The 18,939-nt window shown below is 60.1% G+C and carries 20 protein-coding genes; 14 read left to right on the top strand and 6 right to left on the bottom strand.

Going from position 1 to position 18,939, the window contains the following annotated elements; all coding sequences use genetic code 11:
* Window positions 1-10 precede the first annotated feature (10 nt).
* The 5 genes from sufD to MLD04_RS00480 are packed head-to-tail and all read left to right on the top strand — an operon-like array spanning window position 11 to window position 3,974.
* Window positions 11-1,309 carry a Fe-S cluster assembly protein SufD gene (gene sufD / locus MLD04_RS00500; RefSeq protein WP_248153601.1) on the top strand — a complete coding sequence of 433 codons (1,299 nt, stop codon included), beginning with the start codon at window positions 11-13 and terminating at the stop codon, window positions 1,307-1,309.
* 6 nt (window positions 1,310-1,315) lie between these two features.
* Entirely contained in the window at window positions 1,316-2,569 is a 1,254-nt protein-coding gene (locus MLD04_RS00495; protein ID WP_248153599.1) for an aminotransferase class V-fold PLP-dependent enzyme, read from the top strand.
* Window positions 2,570-2,582: 13 nt separating this feature from the next.
* Window positions 2,583-2,942 (top strand): HesB/IscA family protein, encoded by a 360-nt coding sequence (locus MLD04_RS00490; protein WP_248153597.1) that lies wholly within the window; start codon window positions 2,583-2,585, stop codon window positions 2,940-2,942.
* A gap of 31 nt (window positions 2,943-2,973) precedes the next feature.
* Window positions 2,974-3,516: a putative Fe-S cluster assembly protein SufT gene (gene sufT / locus MLD04_RS00485; RefSeq protein WP_008939388.1), complete on the top strand. Its 543-nt coding sequence runs from the start codon at window positions 2,974-2,976 to the stop codon at window positions 3,514-3,516.
* A complete protein-coding gene (locus MLD04_RS00480) occupies window positions 3,516-3,974 on the top strand; it encodes a SufE family protein (protein ID WP_008939389.1) in 459 nt (152 codons plus the stop codon). Before sufT ends, MLD04_RS00480 begins: the two co-directional genes overlap by 1 nt.
* 3 nt (window positions 3,975-3,977) lie before the next feature.
* On the opposite strand, the gene MLD04_RS00475 is transcribed toward MLD04_RS00480, so the two are convergent.
* Window positions 3,978-5,228, bottom strand: coding sequence for a flagellar assembly protein T N-terminal domain-containing protein (locus MLD04_RS00475; RefSeq protein ID WP_248153595.1), 1,251 nt, complete (start codon window positions 5,226-5,228; stop codon window positions 3,978-3,980).
* Between the two features lie 2 nt (window positions 5,229-5,230).
* Window positions 5,231-5,776 (bottom strand): LPP20 family lipoprotein, encoded by a 546-nt coding sequence (locus tag MLD04_RS00470; RefSeq protein ID WP_248153592.1) that lies wholly within the window; start codon window positions 5,774-5,776, stop codon window positions 5,231-5,233.
* 249 nt (window positions 5,777-6,025) lie between these two features.
* Here MLD04_RS00470 and traF point away from each other — a divergent pair, with 249 nt between their 5' ends.
* The 5 genes from traF (at window position 6,026) to trmL (ending at window position 11,080) form a co-directional block, all read left to right on the top strand.
* Entirely contained in the window at window positions 6,026-7,318 is a 1,293-nt protein-coding gene (gene traF, locus MLD04_RS00465; protein WP_248153589.1) for a conjugal transfer protein TraF, read from the top strand.
* Window positions 7,319-7,443: 125 nt separating this feature from the next.
* Entirely contained in the window at window positions 7,444-8,568 is a 1,125-nt protein-coding gene (locus MLD04_RS00460; protein ID WP_248153587.1) for a tRNA nucleotidyltransferase/poly(A) polymerase-related protein, read from the top strand.
* Between the two features lie 8 nt (window positions 8,569-8,576).
* Complete coding sequence (locus MLD04_RS00455; RefSeq protein WP_248153584.1) at window positions 8,577-9,323, top strand: pteridine reductase; 747 nt, start codon at window positions 8,577-8,579, stop codon at window positions 9,321-9,323.
* Between the two features lie 109 nt (window positions 9,324-9,432).
* Complete coding sequence (locus MLD04_RS00450) at window positions 9,433-10,611, top strand: acetyl-CoA C-acetyltransferase (RefSeq protein ID WP_248153581.1); 1,179 nt, start codon at window positions 9,433-9,435, stop codon at window positions 10,609-10,611.
* Between the two features lie 4 nt (window positions 10,612-10,615).
* Complete coding sequence (gene trmL / locus MLD04_RS00445; RefSeq protein WP_248153578.1) at window positions 10,616-11,080, top strand: tRNA (uridine(34)/cytosine(34)/5-carboxymethylaminomethyluridine(34)-2'-O)-methyltransferase TrmL; 465 nt, start codon at window positions 10,616-10,618, stop codon at window positions 11,078-11,080.
* Between the two features lie 60 nt (window positions 11,081-11,140).
* Here trmL and secB read toward each other — a convergent pair whose 3' ends face one another.
* Both secB and MLD04_RS00435 read right to left on the bottom strand, forming a co-directional pair.
* A complete protein-coding gene (gene secB / locus MLD04_RS00440; protein WP_008939397.1) occupies window positions 11,141-11,641 on the bottom strand; it encodes a protein-export chaperone SecB in 501 nt (166 codons plus the stop codon).
* Window positions 11,642-11,779: 138 nt separating this feature from the next.
* Window positions 11,780-12,196, bottom strand: a complete 417-nt coding sequence (locus MLD04_RS00435; RefSeq protein WP_248153576.1) for a rhodanese-like domain-containing protein — start codon at window positions 12,194-12,196, stop codon at window positions 11,780-11,782.
* A gap of 148 nt (window positions 12,197-12,344) precedes the next feature.
* Here MLD04_RS00435 and gpmI point away from each other — a divergent pair, with 148 nt between their 5' ends.
* The 4 genes from gpmI (at window position 12,345) to MLD04_RS00415 (ending at window position 17,372) form a co-directional block, all read left to right on the top strand.
* Entirely contained in the window at window positions 12,345-13,892 is a 1,548-nt protein-coding gene (gpmI, locus tag MLD04_RS00430) for a 2,3-bisphosphoglycerate-independent phosphoglycerate mutase (RefSeq protein ID WP_248153572.1), read from the top strand.
* A 16-nt stretch (window positions 13,893-13,908) separates the two neighbouring features.
* Window positions 13,909-15,048, top strand: a complete 1,140-nt coding sequence (locus MLD04_RS00425) for a murein hydrolase activator EnvC family protein (protein ID WP_282451700.1) — start codon at window positions 13,909-13,911, stop codon at window positions 15,046-15,048.
* 102 nt (window positions 15,049-15,150) lie between these two features.
* Window positions 15,151-16,560: a S41 family peptidase gene (locus tag MLD04_RS00420; protein ID WP_248153569.1), complete on the top strand. Its 1,410-nt coding sequence runs from the start codon at window positions 15,151-15,153 to the stop codon at window positions 16,558-16,560.
* Window positions 16,557-17,372 (top strand): divergent polysaccharide deacetylase family protein, encoded by an 816-nt coding sequence (locus tag MLD04_RS00415; protein WP_379883248.1) that lies wholly within the window; start codon window positions 16,557-16,559, stop codon window positions 17,370-17,372. Before MLD04_RS00420 ends, MLD04_RS00415 begins: the two co-directional genes overlap by 4 nt.
* A 41-nt stretch (window positions 17,373-17,413) precedes the next feature.
* Here MLD04_RS00415 and hisF read toward each other — a convergent pair whose 3' ends face one another.
* Both hisF and hisA read right to left on the bottom strand, forming a co-directional pair.
* The gene (gene hisF / locus MLD04_RS00410) at window positions 17,414-18,187 is read right to left on the bottom strand and encodes an imidazole glycerol phosphate synthase subunit HisF (RefSeq protein ID WP_248153565.1); all 774 of its coding nucleotides are present in this window, start codon (window positions 18,185-18,187) and stop codon (window positions 17,414-17,416) included.
* 10 nt (window positions 18,188-18,197) lie between these two features.
* Window positions 18,198-18,935 (bottom strand): 1-(5-phosphoribosyl)-5-[(5-phosphoribosylamino)methylideneamino]imidazole-4-carboxamide isomerase, encoded by a 738-nt coding sequence (gene hisA / locus MLD04_RS00405; protein ID WP_248153562.1) that lies wholly within the window; start codon window positions 18,933-18,935, stop codon window positions 18,198-18,200.
* Between the last annotated feature and the right edge of the window lie 4 nt (window positions 18,936-18,939).

Genomic DNA, 18,939 nt, shown 5'->3' with positions numbered 1-18,939 from the left:
AGGTCGCGGAATGAAACCAGCACCAACCCTTTCCATGGCGTTCCTCCACCCCGCCGGACAGTTGCTACCGGAGCCACTCGCGGCCCTGCGCAAACAGCGCGGAACCGCGCTGGTCGATATGCCGCTGCCGACGCGGAAAACGGAAAACTGGAAGTATTCCAGCAGGCACCTGAAGCTGACCGACGACATGGCTATTTCGTTGCCGGCCGAAGGCAAAACCGGCAGCAGCCTGGCGGTGCCCGGCTACAAGGTGGCATTCCTGAACGGCGTGATGATGCCCGAAGCCAGCGAGTACCCGGACCTGAGCGGAATCCGCATCCAAAGCTTTGGCGACCTCGATGACGACGAGGCCTCCGAACTGGCCCAGAGGCTGGATGACACCCTCGGCGGATCCGACGAAAAAGGCGCCGTGCAGATGGCGCGCCTGAATTCCGCCCGGTTTGAAGACGGCCTTCTGATTCGCCTCAAGCCTGGCGCGGCTCTGGACCAGCCCCTGTTCATCATTCACGAGACCAGTGCCGACGCCAGTGGCTCGGCTTACCCCCGGATTTTTGTGGACGCCGGCGCCAACAGCCAGATCACGCTGGTCGAAGAATATATTTCCAGTGGCAGTGAGCCCGCCATGGTGAATACCGTCACCGAAGTCATGGCCGGAGAAGGCGCCAATGTCACCAGCATTCGCCTCAACATGGAAGGCGACAATATCCAGCACATCGGTGCAACCGGTGTCGTTCAGCAGCGCAGCTCACGGTTCGAGAGCCACAGCGTCGGTTTTGGCGGCCCACTGCGCCGCCACGACCTGCGGGTGCGCCTGGAAGGCGAAGGGGCGGAATGCAAACTCAACGGTGTCGTTGCCACCCGTGACAAACAGCACTACGACAACCACACAAGCATTGAGCATGTGGTGCCCCACTGCAACAGTGAGGAAACCTACCGGAACATTGCTGCGGATCAGTCCCACGCGATATTCAGCGGGCGGATTCATATCCATCAGGATGCCCAGAAATCCAACGCGGATATGAACAACAAGAACCTGCTGCTGTCCAACGGAGCAGAAATCGATACCAAGCCGGTCCTGGAGATTTACGCGGACGACGTGAAATGCGCCCATGGTGCCACCATCGGCCAGCTGGACGAGATTTCCCTGTTCTACCTGGTGTCACGGGGTATCGGACGGCGCGAAGCCAATGTTCTGCTCACCATGGCCTTTATTAACGAGCTGGTTGAGCAGATCCCGGTTGAAGCGGTCCGGGAAACGGTTCAGGGCCGCCTTAGCCACTTCTTTGAACAGACATTTCTGGAGGCGTAACCGGTTATGACCGATCTGTCTGTGGCAAGCACCGCCAGACCTCCCACCTTTGACGTGGAAGCCATTCGCCGGGATTTCCCGATCCTGTCACAACAGGTGAACGGGAAGCCTCTGGTCTATCTGGACAATGGCGCGTCGGCGCAAAAGCCGGAGGCCGTGCTGAACGCCATGGACCGCTACTACAGGGAAATGCATTCCAATGTGCATCGAGGGGCCCATACCCTGGGCGACCGGGCAACCGCTGCGTTTGAAGGCGCGCGGGAGACAGTACGCCGATTTCTGAATGCCGAGAGTACCCGGGAGATCATCTGGACCCGCGGCACCACGGAAGCCATCAACCTGGTGGCCAACGGGCTGGCACCACGACTGAAACCGGGTGACGAAATCCTTGTCAGCCACATGGAGCACCACGCCAACATCGTTCCCTGGCAGATGATCGCGGAACGCACCGGTGCCCGGGTACTCCCGATCCAGGTGACTCCGGACGGCGAGCTGGACCTCGACTCCTTCCACAGCCTGCTGAACGACCGGACCCGCATACTGGCGCTTACCCACGTGTCCAATGTACTCGGAACCGTGAACCCGGTTGCACCGCTGATCGAAGAGGCCAAGAAGCGGGGTATACTGACGCTGATCGATGGCGCACAGGCCGTGCCCCATTTCCAGCCGGACGTTCGGGCACTGGACTGTGACTTCTATGTGTTTTCGTCCCACAAGGTCTTTGGCCCCACAGGTATTGGAGTGCTCTATGGCCGGGCCCAGTTGCTCGAGGAAATGCCCCCGTACCAGGGCGGCGGGGAGATGATCGAACGGGTCTCCTTCGAGCGGACCACCTGGAATGTTCTGCCTTACAAGTTCGAGGCCGGCACGCCCGCTATCGCAGAGGCGGTAGGGCTCGGCGCAGCACTGGATTACCTCGGCGGTCTGGATCGCGCGGCGGTAGAGGCGGCCGAAAATGCGCTGCTGGCGCGCGCCAATGAACTGGTCGACTCGGTTCCCGGCATGAAGATCATAGGCACCGCCCGGGAAAAAGTCCCGGTCATGTCCTTTAAAATCGAAGGGCTGCACCCCAGTGATATAGGCACGCTGCTGGATCAGCAGGGCATCGCGATCCGGACCGGCCACCACTGCGCCATGCCCCTGATGGATTTTTACGGGGTGCCGGGCACCGCCCGGGCATCGTTCGCGTTTTACAATACGCTGGAGGAAGTGGACCGCCTGTTTACCGGTCTGCAGAAAATCCAGCGCCTGTTTGCCTGATGGAGGTGGAATCATGACAGCAGAAGTCTTCACCCCGACCAACGAAGTGTCCGTGACCATGACACCAACGGCCGTGCGGCACGTTCAAAAGCAACTGGAGCGCAAGCCGGAGGCCAGGGGTATTCGGCTGGCTATCAAGAAAAGCGGCTGCTCCGGCTTCAAATACGAAACCCAATGGGTGGAATCCGTCGAGGATGATGACCGCGTCTTTCACATCGACGGGGTGGATGTCTTCGTCAAGGAAGCCCACCTGCCCATGGTCAACGGCATCGAGATCGATTTTGTGACCGAAGGCGTGAACTCCCTGTTCCGTTTCCGGAACCCGAATGCGACCGCGGAATGCGGATGCGGTGAGAGCTTCACCGTCGCCTGATACACCAGAACACAGCGAGGCCAGAGTCGGCATGCAAGAACGGGAAGTGGTCCTGACCAAGCGAGAGGTGGAAGCCCGCCTCGTCCCCTCCGGAACCGAGATCATGATTCCGTCGGACACCTTCGTGACCATCACCCAGGCGCTGGGCGGTACCTTTACCGTAGCGGTGAACGGCAACCTGGCCCGCATCGAGGGCCACGACGCCGATGCATTGGGCAAGAAGCCGCTGGAAAGCAGTTTCGAGACCCCGGCCGATGGTACGGTCAACGAGAACCAGGTTTGGGAAGCACTGAGAAACTGCTACGATCCGGAAATCCCGGTCAATGTCGTGGACCTGGGACTGATCTATGAGTGCCGGATTGAAAACGGCACCGATGAAGGCAACCAGATTCATGTCCTGATGACACTCACGGCAGCAGGCTGCGGAATGGGACCGGTCATCACCGACGACGTGAAGCGGAAACTCGAACATGTCCCCAACGTCGACAAGGTGACGGTTGAACTGACCTTCGATCCCCCCTGGAGCAACGACATGCTCACCGACGAAGCGAAGCTGGAACTGGGAATGCTGTAATGACCGCAAGCGAACAGGACTTTCTGAATAACCCGCTCGGAACCAAGACCACACTCGAGGATGTCATGGACGCGTTCGAGTTCCTGGATGACTGGGAAGAGCGCTACGCCTACATCATCGACCTCGGCAAACAACTGCCTTCGTTTCCCGATGACGCCCGTATCGAAGAGAACTACGTCCACGGCTGTCAGAGCCAGGTGTGGCTGATCCACCATTACGATGAAGCCAGTGGCAAGCTGTACCTGCTCATTGACTCGGATGCGATGATCGTGCGCGGACTGGCAGCCATCATTCTGGTTGCGCTGAACGGTAAAAGCCCGCGGGACTTGCTGACGACCGACATCGACGAGCTGTTCGAACGCCTTGACCTGTTCCGTCACATCTCTCCGACACGCGGCAACGGCCTGCGTGCCATGGTCGGTAAAATCCGGGATATCGCGGCCGCCGAGGCGGCCTGATCATTACCAGACGATCGCCAGATCGTCCCTCTGAATATTCACCTCGCGACCGTCCTGCGACATCCGGCCGGAACTGAAGTCCGGATGCACGTTGTTCAGCGTGACGGTCAGACCCGCATCGGTCAGCTCCGGCGTACCATCCAGCGTGGTCCAGTGACGGGCACTGCGGTAAAGGTGCAACTCATCACCGGGCCGAAGACCTGCCGTGGCGCCGGAATCCAGCGTCACAGTTCGACCATCCACCCGAGCGATACGCGTCATGAACGGCTGGCAGGCCAGTGCCTCATCGACAGCGCTTGCCATCCGGTCGACGATCCCTGCAACCGCCTGGCCATAGGCGGTCTTCTGGAAGCCGGCCGAACCGAATCCGACGGAACTGCCGGGCTCGGCGTCCCAGTCACCCGTTGCGGAAAACCGTTCCTGATAGACCGGTGAGCCGCTGAACCCGTCAAAAACCATCAGGTCCACGGCAAAGCGACGACTCCGGTCCGTTGCGCCGATGCCGCGTTTGAAACCGGCCCACAGGGACGTATTCCAGGCCGCCGGATCGGCAATGCCCAGATCCCGGATGACACCGGTGACCACAAACTGGGCCCCCATTTCCCGGGCCAGCCGAAGCACGTTCGTTAACTGGTTGTTGTTCAGCTGAACCGTGGGTGCATTGATGGCGTCGCCGAACAGACTCGAGGTTGACGCGGACAGGATCTGCAGATTGCCCCGGGAGCGCAACCGGGCCTGAATCTGCTGCGGCAGGTTTTCGCCGGCGTCACCGATCTGCCCTACCCGCGCCTGGTCCGGCCTGAGGATCGGGAAACCGGCAATCGCAACCCGCTTTCTCAGATGAAGCGCATCGCTGGCCTGGCAACTGGACTGCTGTGCTGACACATCCGCGCGAACCGTAACCCGCAACAGATTGCCGGAACGTTGTTCGTCGACAATCCGAACCTGCCGGGCCTGCGCACTGGCGGCCAATTCCATCCGTGAATGGGTGATGACGCCATTTTCCATGGTGTCCCGAGTACTGACACTGGCCTCGTATTGCAAGGCCAGATCCCGGAGGGCTGCTTCCCGGGCCTTTTCCCGCGCCGCATCCACATCCCCGTTGATAATCGAGGCATGGCCAACGCCCTCGAGGACAACGGCCCCGGCTGGCCTGGCGCCCAATATCGTCACCAGCACAAAGGCCAGAGCCATGAGTACGACCAGCCCCGGGTGCCCGGCCAAAGCCAACCGGCGAAAAATAGCCACGCTCATAGTCACTCCAGATAGTACAGCGAATCCACATTCCGGGATTCAACATCACCCACCGAATCGTTAGTCATCGGCATGGGAATCGGGCATCGCTCGCGCACCTGGTCATCTGCCACCGCGGCTACACAGGCCCGGAACCGGGGTTCAAGTTTCAGCTCCATAACGGTTTCAACGACCCCATCGCTGTGCTCGTTGACGGCAACCATCTTGGCACCCCGTATATAGCTGTCGACGTAGGTGCGGAACCTGTCGTTATGCAGCACGAAGTCGTTCACCGTGGAGCTCCCGTAGATCACCGTGCCATACACCCGTTCAGCCAGGTTGCGATAGGCATCCAGTTGCGAGGCACGGCGCGCCAGCAGTCTCTTTCGAGTGTCCAGCCGGTCTTTTCCGGCATCCTCGTAGGTTCCGAATCCGCTCACGCGAACCACAATCGGTTTCAGGTTCTCGTCGAGACGCGCGTCGCGATTACTCTCCTGATAGCTGCCCACCGGGGCGCAGGCCGCCACAACCAACGCAAACAGCAGAACGGGAATCCGGCGCAAGATCATATCCAATCTCCGAAAAATCAATCTTTCGCCTGACCATGAAAAAATCACGCCAAGTTATGCAACCGGTTGATCTACCGGACATCATGGTAACTGTAGCGTGATACATCTCGCAAAAGCGGCAAGTTATTGCCTTGACTTACACTCTGGAAACACCCGTTTACGATTCTGCACTTTGAGGCACGGGCCGGTTCTGCTCTAATCCAAACACTAACTATTTATTAATGAAAGATAAAAGAGCGTCATTCACTCATGAAACACCGAAACACCACCCGACTTTGCCTTGCAATTTCCACTGCTCTCGCCGCCAATGCTGCCTTCGCCGGACCGCAAACCTTCTCCTCTGCCCGCTCGTTCGCCATGGGCGGAACCGGTGTCGCCGTCGCTCACCCGGCGGAAGCCGCTGCGGACAACCCAGCTATGATGGCCTCCAACCAGAATGACTGGTCCGATGATTTCGGACTGATCCTTCCATCGATTAATGCCCGCGTAGCTGATGAAGAAAAAGTGGTCGATCAGGTTGATGACATTCAAACCGTGATCGACCAATTCGAGCAGCAAATTCGATCTGGCACAGCGCCCGAGACTGTTCAAAAAACCGCTGCAGATCTACGGGATCGGCTTGTATCGTTCGATCAGGACAAGATGCGGGCCAACCTGGGCCTTGGCCTGGCTCTGAGTGCCCCCAGCCAATCATTCGCCGTAGGCGCTTTCACCAACGGTACCTTGGTGATGACCGTAGAGGGTGAAGTTTCCACCGATGACCGTACCCTGCTGGACAACATCGTCAACGCTTCCGATGCCACGGATGCACAGAACAAGATCGACGCCGCAACCGACTCCAACGGCAACCTGAACCTCACCTCAAAGGGCAAGGTATTGGCCGCCGCAGTCGCCGAAGTCGGCCTGTCTTTCGCGCGGCAATTCGAACTGCAGAACGGAGCCAACCTGCAGGTGGGCGTCTCCCCCAAATACGTTCAGCTGAAGACCTTCCAGTACACCGAGACGGTTTCCGGCTTCGATGACAACAACTTCGACAGCGACAACAACACCACCGATAAAAGCGGCTTCAACCTGGACCTGGGCACCGCCTATACCTTTGGTGAACGCCAGCAATGGAACCTCGGCGTGGTGGCCAAGAACCTGATCCCCATGGAACTGGATTCGGCGGCCAGCCGGCCCGATCTTGACGAGAAGGTGCGCACTCTGGAATTGAACCCAACCGTCACGGCGGGGATCGCCCATACCGGCGACTTCCATGTGCTCACCGCCGAGCTGGATCTGACCAAGAACAAGGCGTTCGGCTTTGAAGACGACACCCAGTGGCTGGCTCTCGGCGCCGAACTGGATGCCTGGCGCTATGCCCAGCTGCGCTTTGGTGTGCGCCAGAACCTGGCCAGCAACGACAATAACGATGGCATCGAAGAAAAGACCCAGTACACGGCCGGTTTCGGTCTGAACCTGATGGGATTACGCCTGGATCTCGCCGGCCTCTACAGCAACGCCGATGTCGGTGCTGCCCTGGAGCTGGGCACGTCCTTCTGACCGGCCCCGCCTGAGCGAAAGCCCGCCCGGAAACCGGCGGGCTTTTTTGTGCCCGGGTTTGCGAACTCTGGCCCTGCGCCGGATAATCTCGGTGTATTCCCAACACCTACCGGCGGAGACCTTTCATGCAAACCTACCTGGTCGGCGGCGCCGTCCGCGACGAACTGCTTGGCCTTGAGGTCAAGGATCGGGACTGGGTCGTTGTGGGCGCCACGCCTGAGGAGATGCTGGCAAAGGGATTCAAACAGGTCGGGGCAGATTTCCCGGTGTTCCTGCATCCGGAAACCCGCGAGGAATACGCGCTCGCCCGAACCGAGCGCAAGCAGGGGCGCGGCTATCACGGTTTTTCGGTCTACAGCGCTCCGGATGTCACCCTGGAAGAGGACCTCAAACGCCGGGACCTCACCATCAACGCCATGGCCAGGTCCGAAGAAGGCGAACTGGTTGACCCGTTCGATGGCTTTCGGGACCTTAAAGACCACGCGCTCCGGCACGTTTCTCCCGCCTTTGCCGAGGATCCGCTTCGCATTCTCCGCACAGCCCGCTTTGCCGCGCGCCTCACCCCCCTCGGCTTCCGGGTATGCGACGACACCATGCGGCTGATGCGGCAGATGGTGGCAGAGGGCGAGGTAGACCACCTGGTGCCGGAACGGGTCTGGCAGGAAATCCAGCGGGCGCTCCATGAACACGAACCCGACACTTTTTTCGAGGTTCTTCAGGCCTGCGATGCTCTCGCCGTGCTGATTCCGGAACTCGCGGTTCCGGGCGTGCTGGAGGAGGCTCTTGAAGCCTTACGCTGCATCAGCGGCTCGGACACGGAAACGGACCAACGCGTGGCAGCGCTGTTCTCTGTGCTGGATGAAGAGACCGCCCGTCACCGCGCGGCGACGCTCAAGGCTCCCAACGATTGTCGGTCGCTCGCCGGCCTCACCGCCCATTTCAAAGCCGAAGTGACTGAATTATGCTCAATGGACCGGTTACCGGCCGACCGTCTGCTGGAACTGCTCGATACGGCCGATTTCTGGCGACGACCGGAGCGATTCCAGGCGCTGACGGAAGTACTTGAATGCGCCCTGCCCGAACCGGAACGGGCATTCCTCAAGGTTCTTGGGAAGGCCGCCGACAGTGCGACCGGCGTAAGCCCGAAAGCACTGATGGAGCAAGGATTAAGCGGCAAGGCGCTGGGGCGTGCAATCCGGGAGGAACGATTGACTCGTATACAACAGTCATTGCCTGACACCAACAACTGAGGATACCCATGACTGCCAACGCACCTGTTGCACTGGTTACCGGCTCGGCCCACCGTCTGGGCGCCCGTACCGCAGAAATGCTGCATGACCGTGGCTGGAACCTCGTGATTCACTATCGGTCCCGGCAGACCCAGGCGCAGGCGCTCACCGAAAAGCTCAACGAGGCTCGGCCGGGGTCCACCATCTGCCTACAGGGCGACCTGACCCGCCTGGATGACGTGCATCGCCTGGGCAAGGAAGCGCTCGCCCACTGGGGCCGCCTGGACGGCCTGGTGAACAATGCCTCGGTGTTCTATCCCACACCAAACGGTGAAGCCATGCACGAGGACTGGGACCGGATCATGAACACCAACCTCAGAGCGCCTTTTTTCCTGCTGCAGACCTGCCTGACGGCCCTGCGAAAAAGCCATGGCAGTGTGGTGAACCTGATCGACATCTACAGCGAAAAGCCCCTGAGCAACCACCCGCTCTATTGCGCCAGCAAAGCCGGCCTTGCCGCCATGACCCGTTCCTGGGCCAAGGATCTTGCGCCGGACGTGCGGGTCAACGGCGTATCCCCCGGTGCCATCCTCTGGCCTGAAAACGACGGCGCCATTGATCGCAGCTACCAGAAAGCGATCGTCGAGAAGACGCCACTGGCGACCACCGGTAACCCGGACGATATCGCCGGTACCATCGTGTTCCTGATGTGCGACGCGCCGTTCGTGACGGGGCAGATCATCTCCGTGGATGGCGGGCGCAGCCTGAACATGTGACCGGCCCCGTTTGGGTCGGTCACGGCTTTCCGGATACAATGCCCGGCAGTTTGCCATCCCCCAAGGTGCGACGCCGATGGCTCGCGCCACCAGATACTGGAGAATCCTCATGCGTGATGTCGTCATTGTTGCCGCCAAGCGGACTGCCATCGGGACCTTCGGCGGTGCGCTATCCAGCCTGCCCGCGGACCAGCTTGGCAGCGCCGTCATCAAGGCGCTGCTGGAAGAGACCGGCGTTGCCGCCGATCAGATCAACGAAGTGGTTCTGGGCCAGGTGTTGACCGCTGGCTGCGGGCAGAACCCGGCGCGCCAGGCAGCCATCCACGCTGGTATCCCGGCGTCGGTACCGGCCATGACCATCAACAAGGTCTGCGGCTCCGGCCTGAAGGCGGTGCATATGGCTGTGCAGGCGATCCAATGCGGTGACGCGGAGCTCATGGTGGCCGGTGGCCAGGAGAGCATGAGTCAGGCGCCGCACGTACTTCCCAACAGCCGGAACGGGCAGCGCATGGGCAACTGGACCATGATCGACACCATGATCAAGGACGGTCTGTGGGACGCGTTCAACGACTACCACATGGGCATTACCGCCGAAAACATCGTGGAAAAATACGGCATCAGCCGTGAAGAGCAGGATGCCTTTGCCGCATCCTCCCAGCAGAAGGCGGTCGCCGCCCAGCAGGCCGGTTACTTCGAGGGTCAGATCGTTCCGGTCAGCATCCCCCAACGCAAGGGCGACCCGCTGATCGTCAGCAAAGACGAAGGCCCCCGGGAGGGTGTCACCGGCGACGGCCTGTCCAAGCTCCGCCCGGCCTTCAAGAAAGATGGAACGGTCACCGCCGGCAACGCTTCCTCCCTGAACGATGGTGCTGCGGCGGTGCTGGTGTGCAGCGCTGAAAAAGCCAAAGAACTGGGCCTGACTCCGCTGGCCACCATCAAGGCCCACGCCAACGCCGGCGTGGATCCGACCATCATGGGGACCGGCCCCATTCCCGCCAGCCAGCGCTGCCTGGCGCGGGCAGGCTGGACGGTCGATGACCTGGACCTGATCGAGGCCAATGAAGCTTTTGCGGCGCAGGCCATCTCCGTTAACCGTGACCTGAAATGGGATACCGACAAGGTTAACGTCAACGGTGGCGCCATTGCCCTGGGCCACCCCATCGGTGCATCCGGATGCCGCATACTGGTGACCCTGCTTCATGAAATGGTTCGCCGGGATGCGCACAAGGGCCTTGCCACACTGTGCATTGGCGGCGGCATGGGCGTCGCCCTCGCTGTAGAACGCTGACGCCGTGCTGCATGTGGTGCTCTACGAGCCGGAGATACCGCCGAACACCGGCAACATCATCCGGCTCTGTGCCAACACCGGTTGCCAGCTGCACCTGATCGAGCCGCTGGGTTTTACCCTGGAAGACAAGCAGATGCGCCGGGCCGGACTGGATTACGGCGAATACGCTACCGTCAAGGTCCACAGGGACTATGCCGGCTTTCTCGCAAGCGAACAGCCGGCACGGCTCTATGGCCTGACGACCAAGGGGAGCAGCCATTACCACGAAGTCGACTTCCAGGATGGTGACTATCTGATGTTCGGCCCGGAAACCCGTGGTCTTCCTGGCGACGTCCGCGAAAGCTTACCGGCAGCTCACCGGCTGAGGGTTCCCATGCGGCCGCAGAGCCGTAGCCTGAATCTCTCCAACACGGTAGCCTTGGTGGTGTATGAAGCCTGGCGCCAGCTGGGCTTTGACGGGGCTGTGTAACCCGGGATCCAGACACAAAAAAACCGGCCATGGCCGGTTTTTTTGTCTTTCGAGGCGTGATCAGTGCGTCTTGGACTCTTCTTCCGCACCGCCTTCGGCTTCCTGCTGTTTACGCTGGAGCGCCTGGGCGTAGATCGCATCGAAATTGACCGGTGCCAGCATGAGAGCCGGGAAGCTACCCTTGTTGACCACGTTATCGATGGACTCGCGGGCGTAGGGGAACAGGATGGTCGGGCAGTAGGCGCCCAGCATCTGACCAAGCTGAGGGCCTTCAATACCATGAACCAGGAACACACCGGCCTGCTGAATCTCGACGATGTACGCCACCTTGTCACCAATCTTGGTCGTGACCGTCAGGGACAGCACCACTTCGTACTGGTTATCGCTGACCTTCTCGTGGGACGTATTCAGGTCCAGGTTTACCTGCGGCTGCCACTGCTCCTGAAATACCAGCGGAGAGTTCGGTGACTCGAAAGACAGATCCTTCACGTAAATGCGCTGAAGGGCAAACTGGGGTTGGTTCTGGTTGTCATTGCCTGCGGCTTGCTGATTCTCAGCCATGTTCGGTCCTTTAGGTTTCATTCCTGGGCTCAGGGCCCGTTGTTATCGGGTAGCTGCCGGAACAGTCTACTGCGTGCCTACGCCGGCTAATGTGAAACAGTGCGGCAGAACCGCACGGAGATCAAGACCGGGCCGACCTCACTTCTTGACCAGCGGCAAGTTGGCGTCCTTCCACTCACTGATGCCACCGCCGAGCCGCACCACGTTGTTGAACCCTTCGGCATTCAGCTGCTTGACCGCCATGGAAGAATGCTGGCCCATCTTGTCCGCAATAATGATCTGCTTGTCCTTGAACCGATTCAGTTCGGAGGCCCGGCTCTTGAGACTGTTCAACGGGATGTTGATAGAACCCGTAATACGTCCGGTCCCGAAATCCTTCCGATCCCGGATATCCACTACGACCGCCTCGTCCTTGTTGATCAGGTTTACCGCTGCCTGAGCTGAAACCTTTGAGCCGCCACGGCGTGTCTCAAGCGCAAAGATGGCCAGCAGGAAAGCGACGAACAGCGATGCCAGGATGTAATGGTTAACGACGAATTCAAACAAGCGGTCCATGAAATTACCCTGAAAATTGGTTTGGCCGGATTATACACACCCCGCCTGCCCGACAGAAGGTGACGGAAGTGGCGAGAAAATGCGAAAATAGAGACACTCTCATTTCGTTTTTCGCAAATTGACTGACATTTTCCTTCCGGACACAAACATGACTGCAAACCGCAAGCCGACGGCACTGATTATCCTCGACGGCTGGGGCTACCGAGACCCGGCAGATGACAACGCCATCAGCAAGGCCAACACACCTTTCTGGGACCAGCTCTGGGCCAACCAGCCGAAAACGCTGATCAACACCTCCGGTATGTTTGTAGGGCTCCCGCAGGGACAGATGGGCAACTCCGAGGTTGGCCACATGAACCTGGGTGCCGGCCGGGTGGTGTATCAGAGCCTGACCCGAATCGACAAGGATCTGGAGGACGGCCACTTCCAGGAGAACCCGGTCCTCTGTAATGCCATCGACAAAGCAGTTGCAAGCGACCGGGCCGTGCACCTGATGGGTCTGCTGTCGCCGGGCGGCGTACACAGTCACGAAGACCATATTCTGGCTGCCGCAGAGATGGCCGCAAAACGGGGCGCAAAGCAGGTCTACATCCATGCTTTCCTGGACGGGCGCGACATGCCGCCGCGGAGCGCCAAACCCTCCCTGGAAAAAGCCGCTGCCAAACTGAAAGGCCTCGGCGTGGGACGGGTCGCCACCATCGTGGGCCGGTATTTCGCGATGGACCGGGATAATCGCTGGGACCGGATCGAGTCTGCCTACAACGCCATGACCCTCGGCGAGACCGAGTTCACTGCCGAGGACCCGATCAGCGCGCTGGAGCAGGCCTATGAACGGGGCGAAAACGACGAATTTGTGAAAGCCACCCACATCCAGCCGCCGGGCGAAGCCGACGGTCTGATCCGGGACGGCGACACGGTACTGTTCATGAATTTCCGTGCAGACCGGGCACGGGAAATGACCCGTACCTTCGTGGATAAAACCTTTGATGGCTTTGAGCGCCGCCGGCATCCGGAACTGGCGGATTTCGTCATGCTCACCGAGTACGCTGCAGACATCAAGACCGCCTGCGCCTACCCGCCGGAGCAACTGTCCAACGGACTGGGCGAATACGTCTCCAAACTGGGCAAAACCCAGCTCAGGATTGCGGAAACCGAAAAATACGCCCACGTCACTTTCTTTTTCAATGGCGGCCTGGAAACGCCGTTTGAGGGCGAAGAGCGTATCCTGGTTCCCTCCCCCAAAGTGGCGACCTACGATCTGCAACCAGAGATGAGCGCGCCGGAAGTCACCGACAAACTCGTCGAAGCCATCAAGAGCGGCAAGTACGACCTTGTCGTGTGCAACTACGCCAACGGCGACATGGTGGGCCACACGGGGAAACTGGACGCAGCCATCAAGGCGGCAGAATGCCTGGATACCTGCGTGAAACGGGTGGTCGAAGCCCTGGATGAAGTTGGCGGCGAAGCCCTGATCACCGCAGACCACGGCAACTGTGAACAGATGACCGATCCCGGTTCCGGACAGGTGCACACCTCCCACACCATCGGTCCGGTTCCTCTGGTCTACACCGGCCATCGCCCGGTCCATCTGCGGGACGACGGTAGCCTGAGCGATGTGGCGCCTTCGCTACTGACCCTCATGGGCCTTGAGCAACCCAGCGAGATGACCGGGCACAGCCTGGTAGAACTCGACTGAACCAAGTTCCCGGATTTTGAAACGACTCCACCTTCTGGCGCTGTGCCTCACCCTCGTGGTGTGGGCAGCGCCTGTGAGCGCCCAACAGGACGTCACCCCGGCCCAGGTCGAGGCCTTGAAAGATCGCATCAAGGACATTGACGACTGGCTGGCCGACGCCGAGGATGATCGCTCGGACCTCGAACAACAGTTGGCAGCAACGGAACGCCGCATCAGCTCCCTGACCCGGGAGCGCCGGGATCTGCGCCAGAAACTCGAGCAACAGCAGCAGCGACTCAAACAGCTTTCGGAAGAAGAAGCCGAACTTACGCGCACGCTGGACCGGCAGCGGGAAAGCCTGAAACGTCAGATCCGCGCAGCCTGGATGGAGGGCGATGCGCCGGCGGTCAAGGTGCTGCTGAACGAAATCGATCCTGACCGGATTGCCCGGACGATGACCTATTACGAATGTCTCAGCCGGGATACGGTCGCCCAGCTCGAAACCTTTCATGACAACCTGCAGGCCCTGAAGCGCACGGAAGATCAGGCCCGGACCACCCAGGATCAGCTGAAGCAGACCGAGCAGCAACTGGCCGAAAGGCAGAAACAGCTGGCCGGCTCCCGCAAGGAACGGGAACAGACCCTGGCAGCGCTGAAAGCGGACATCCGTAACAAGCGCAGCGAACGGGAAGACCTGGAAGCCGATCGTAAGCGCCTGGAGCGTCTCCTCAACGAGGTGCAACAGGCCATTGCCAACATCCCCTCCCCGAACGAATCCCAGCCATTCAAGTCGCTTCGCCGAAAGCTCCCATGGCCGGCAAACGGCAAGGTCATCAGCGGCTTTGGCGATCACTACGCCGATGGCAAACTCCGGCGTAACGGCCTGCTGATCGGAACCAAGGCGGAAGCACCGATCAAGGCCGTCCATTACGGACGGGTGGTTTTTGCCAACTGGTTGAGGGGGTTCGGACTGCTCACCATCATCGACCATGGCGATGGCTACATGACACTCTATGGTCACAGTAGCAGCCTCTTCACCAGCCCGGGCGACTGGGTGAACGCCGGGGAAACCATTGCCCTGGCGGGACGCACCGGGGGTGCCGACACACCGGAGCTCTATTTCGAGATCCGCCACAATGGAAAACCCGATAACCCTCGGCGCTGGCTGGCAAAATAACGAACAGTCATCCGGAGGGCTGACAAACGGGCCCGCTGACGCCATACTGTCGTGAATCCGGAAAAATCCGTCCAACTAGTGGAAACAAAACGGGATCTATTAATGAAACGGGACAGAAGTATTCTTTCATCACGACCATTGAGAGCCATCCTCCTTGTCACCTGTTTCATCACCGTTCCCGGACTGGCGCTTGGTCAGGATCAGAACAGCGAGACCGAGAAATTACTCAAGGGCCTTCAGAATAATGGCCAGGTGGAAATCACCCTGCCGGATCCCGAGAAGCAGCTCCCTCTGGATGACCTGCGAAAATTCACCGAGGTCTTCGCCCGCATCAAGGACGCATACGTCGAGGAAGTCTCCGACCAGCAACTGCTGGAGAGCGCCATCAAAGGCATGCTTTCCGACCTGGATCCCCACTCCACCTACCTCGCTCCGAAAGACTACGAAGAACTCGAGGAGAGCACCTCCGGCGAGTTCGGCGGCCTCGGCATTGAGGTCGGCATGGAGAACGGCTTTGTGAAAGTGATTTCGCCGATTGACGACACTCCGGCCCAGAAGGCGGGCGTGCAGGCGGGCGACCTGATCATCAAGCTGGACGAGAAGCCGGTCAAGGGCATGTCACTGGAAGAGGCCGTGAAACTGATGCGCGGGAAACCGGGCACCGTGCTTACCCTGACCATCATGCGCGAAGGCGAAAGCGCGCCGATCGAGATTGACGTCAAGCGGGACGTAATCAAGGTCACCAGCGTGAAGAAGCGCATACTGGAAAACGGATACGGCTATGTCCGAATCACCCAGTTCCAGGCCGATACCGGTACCCAGTTCTCTGACGCACTGAAGGCGCTGAAGAAAGAACATGGCGGCGATCTCGACGGCCTTGTCATCGATCTCCGGAACAACCCGGGCGGCGTTCTTCAGGCGGCCGTCGCCACCGCAGACGCACTGCTTGACGATGGCCTGATCGTTTACACCGAGGGCCGGATCCAGAGTTCAAGGCTGCGCTTCAGCGCGACGCCCGGCGACGAGATCGAAGGCACACCGGTCGTGGTACTGATCAACGGCGGTTCCGCCTCGGCGTCGGAAATTCTGGCCGGCGCCCTGCAGGATCAGGAGCGGGCCGTCATCATGGGCACCCAGTCCTTTGGTAAAGGCAGCGTGCAGACCGTGATTCCCCTCGATGAAACCCACGCCATCAAGATGACCACCGCCCGCTATTACACACCGAGCGGCCGGTCTATCCAGGCTACCGGCATTACGCCGGACATCGTGGTTCGTCCCGCCGAGCTCAAGGAACTCGACAGCAAGCCCTTCTTTACCGAAGCCGACCTGAGCGGCCATCTCAAAGGCCAGAATGAAGGCGACGGCAATAACGGCGCCACCGATCAGGGCGAAGAGGGCACCGGCAACCTGGCGGCACGGGATTACCAGCTCCGCTCCGCCCTGAACCTGCTCAAGGGTCTCCACATCCTGGGCAAGAAGGACATCCGCGAAACAACCGGAGCCAGCGAGTGAGCCGTCTGCGGCCCATTCTGGTTGCGTTCGCCTGCCTGATCGCAGCGAACGCCTTTGCCGCAGGGCCACGGTCCGGCTTCCCGCCCACCATCGCGATTATCATCGATGATATGGGCCACGACCTGGAACAGGGTGAGCGGCTGGCGAACATGGATCAGCCGTTGACGCTGTCTTTCCTGCCCTACCGCCCCTACACGGTCCGGCTGGCAACCCTGGCGCACCAGCATCAGAAAGAAATCATGCTGCATTCACCTATGGCCAACACCCATCACTATGGTCTTGGCCAGGGCGGTCTCACCCCCGACATGGACGAGCAGGCCATCGCCCAGACGCTGAGGCGCTCCTTGCAGTCCATCCCGTTCGTTTCCGGCGTCAACAATCACATGGGCAGCCTTCTGACCCAGGAGTTGAAGCCGATGGATTGGGTGATGAAGGAGCTTGAGAAATACCCGGTTTATTTCGTGGACAGCCGGACCATTGCCTCAACCGTCGCTGGCAAGGTGGCCGAGGCCTACCGCATCCCCACGCTATCCCGGGACGTTTTCCTGGATCACCAGCAGACCGAGGCGTACGTGGACAAACAGTTCAAGCTTCTGATCAAGCGGGCGCGGGAGAACGGCAGTGCTGTGGCGATCGGCCACCCCCACAAGGTCACCGTTGACTACCTTGCGAAGCACCTTCCGGAGCTGGACAAGCAGGGAATTGCCATTGCGACGGTGAGCGGCCTTTGGGCCATGCGGAATGGCAATCGCCCCATGTTCGCCGAGGGCGAAAAACAGGCGATCCGACCGACCTACGCCAAACGCCCGTAATCAAAAAAGGGTCAGATGAACATTTCATCTGACCCTTTTTTTCAATCCCGGACTTCGATCCCCTGCGCTTTCATGAAGGCCTTGGCTTCCGGGATCGTGTGCTGACCGAAGTGAAAAATGGAGGCCGCCAGCACCGCATCGGCGCCACCCTTGGTGACACCGTCCGCCAGGTGTTGCAGTTCACCGACACCGCCCGAGGCAATCACCGGTACCGCAACGGCATCGCTGATGGCCCGGGTCAGACCCAGATCGAAACCGACCTTGGTTCCATCCCGATCCATGCTGGTGAGCAGCAGTTCGCCGGCGCCCATCTGTACCATCTTGCGGGCCCACTCAACAGCATCCAGGCCGGTCGGCTTACGACCGCCATGGGTGAAGATTTCCCACCGGGGGTCCTCACCCTCTCCGCTCACCTGTTTGGCATCAATAGCCACAACGATGCACTGGCTGCCGAAGCGATCGGCAGCTTCTTTCACAAATTCCGGATTGAAGACCGCCGCGGTATTGATGGACACCTTGTCGGCACCGGCGTTCAGCAGTTTCCGGATATCCTCGACGGTACGGACCCCCCCGCCGACGGTAAGCGGAATGAAGACTTCGGCCGCCATACGCTCGACGGTTTCGTAGGTGGTATCCCGACTCTCGTGGCTGGCCGTGATGTCGAGAAAGGTGATTTCGTCGGCGCCCTGCTCGTTGTAGCGGCGGGCCACCTCTACCGGGTCCCCGGCGTCCCGGATGTCCACGAAGCTCACGCCTTTGACGACGCGGCCCTTGTCCACATCCAGGCAGGGAATGATGCGTTTTGCCAGTGCCATACCAACTACCTCAACCGTTCAGGCTGTCACAGAAGGCCTGGGCCTCGGCGACATCGAGCGTGCCTTCGTAGATCGCACGACCGGTAATCGCCCCCAGGATTCCCTGATCGGCCACCTCGGCCAGGCGCTTGAGATCGTCCATATTGGTCACGCCACCGGAGGCAATCACCGGTATACCGCCCTCTTGCGCCAGCTTTGCCGTGGCTTCCACGTTCACGCCCTGCATCATGCCGTCGCGGCTGATATCGGTGTAGACAATCGCATCGACACCATCATTGGCGAAACGCTTGGCCAGATCCACCGCCATGACTTCGGATACTTCCGCCCAGCCATCGGTGGCCACGCGACCGTCTTTGGCATCCAGGCCAACAATGATGTGGCCGGGGAAGCGCTTGCACATCTCGGTGACAAACTCCGGCTCCTTCACTGCCTTGGTACCGATAATAACCCACTGAACCCCGGCCTTGAGGTAAGCCTCAATCGTCTCTGCGGACCGGATACCACCGCCGATCTGTATCGGCAGTTCCGGGTATTTCCGGGCAATGGCCTGAACGATCTCGCCGTTCACCGGCTCGCCGGCAAAAGCGCCATTCAGATCCACGAGGTGCAGGCGGCGGGCGCCCGCCTCTACCCAACGGGTTGCCATTTCCACAGGGTCGTCGCCAAAGACGGTGGAGTCATCCATCCGACCCTGACGCAGGCGTACACATTTGCCGTCTTTGAGATCAATGGCAGGGATAATCAGCATAGAG

It is taken from the genome of Marinobacter koreensis, from assembly GCF_023156285.1.
In the GTDB taxonomy this organism is placed as follows: Bacteria; Pseudomonadota; Gammaproteobacteria; order Pseudomonadales; family Oleiphilaceae; genus Marinobacter; species Marinobacter koreensis.
The sequence above is the reverse complement of the archived record's forward strand: the minus strand, read 5'-3'. Positions and strand labels throughout refer to the sequence as shown.

What these genes read in the sequence shown, in the direction of transcription:
- sufD (WP_248153601.1), top strand. Translation starts at nt 11, where the DNA reads ATGAAACCAGCACCAACCCTTTCCATGGCGTTCCTCCACCCCGCCGGA.
- MLD04_RS00495 (WP_248153599.1), top strand. Translation starts at nt 1,316, where the DNA reads ATGACCGATCTGTCTGTGGCAAGCACCGCCAGACCTCCCACCTTTGAC.
- MLD04_RS00490 (WP_248153597.1), top strand. Translation starts at nt 2,583, where the DNA reads ATGACAGCAGAAGTCTTCACCCCGACCAACGAAGTGTCCGTGACCATG.
- sufT (WP_008939388.1), top strand. Translation starts at nt 2,974, where the DNA reads ATGCAAGAACGGGAAGTGGTCCTGACCAAGCGAGAGGTGGAAGCCCGC.
- MLD04_RS00480 (WP_008939389.1), top strand. Translation starts at nt 3,516, where the DNA reads ATGACCGCAAGCGAACAGGACTTTCTGAATAACCCGCTCGGAACCAAG.
- MLD04_RS00475 (WP_248153595.1), bottom strand. Translation starts at nt 5,228, where the DNA reads ATGAGCGTGGCTATTTTTCGCCGGTTGGCTTTGGCCGGGCACCCGGGG.
- MLD04_RS00470 (WP_248153592.1), bottom strand. Translation starts at nt 5,776, where the DNA reads ATGATCTTGCGCCGGATTCCCGTTCTGCTGTTTGCGTTGGTTGTGGCG.
- traF (WP_248153589.1), top strand. Translation starts at nt 6,026, where the DNA reads ATGAAACACCGAAACACCACCCGACTTTGCCTTGCAATTTCCACTGCT.
- MLD04_RS00460 (WP_248153587.1), top strand. Translation starts at nt 7,444, where the DNA reads ATGCAAACCTACCTGGTCGGCGGCGCCGTCCGCGACGAACTGCTTGGC.
- MLD04_RS00455 (WP_248153584.1), top strand. Translation starts at nt 8,577, where the DNA reads ATGACTGCCAACGCACCTGTTGCACTGGTTACCGGCTCGGCCCACCGT.
- MLD04_RS00450 (WP_248153581.1), top strand. Translation starts at nt 9,433, where the DNA reads ATGCGTGATGTCGTCATTGTTGCCGCCAAGCGGACTGCCATCGGGACC.
- secB (WP_008939397.1), bottom strand. Translation starts at nt 11,641, where the DNA reads ATGGCTGAGAATCAGCAAGCCGCAGGCAATGACAACCAGAACCAACCC.
- MLD04_RS00435 (WP_248153576.1), bottom strand. Translation starts at nt 12,196, where the DNA reads ATGGACCGCTTGTTTGAATTCGTCGTTAACCATTACATCCTGGCATCG.
- gpmI (WP_248153572.1), top strand. Translation starts at nt 12,345, where the DNA reads ATGACTGCAAACCGCAAGCCGACGGCACTGATTATCCTCGACGGCTGG.
- MLD04_RS00420 (WP_248153569.1), top strand. Translation starts at nt 15,151, where the DNA reads ATGAAACGGGACAGAAGTATTCTTTCATCACGACCATTGAGAGCCATC.
- hisF (WP_248153565.1), bottom strand. Translation starts at nt 18,187, where the DNA reads ATGGCACTGGCAAAACGCATCATTCCCTGCCTGGATGTGGACAAGGGC.
- hisA (WP_248153562.1), bottom strand. Translation starts at nt 18,935, where the DNA reads ATGCTGATTATCCCTGCCATTGATCTCAAAGACGGCAAATGTGTACGC.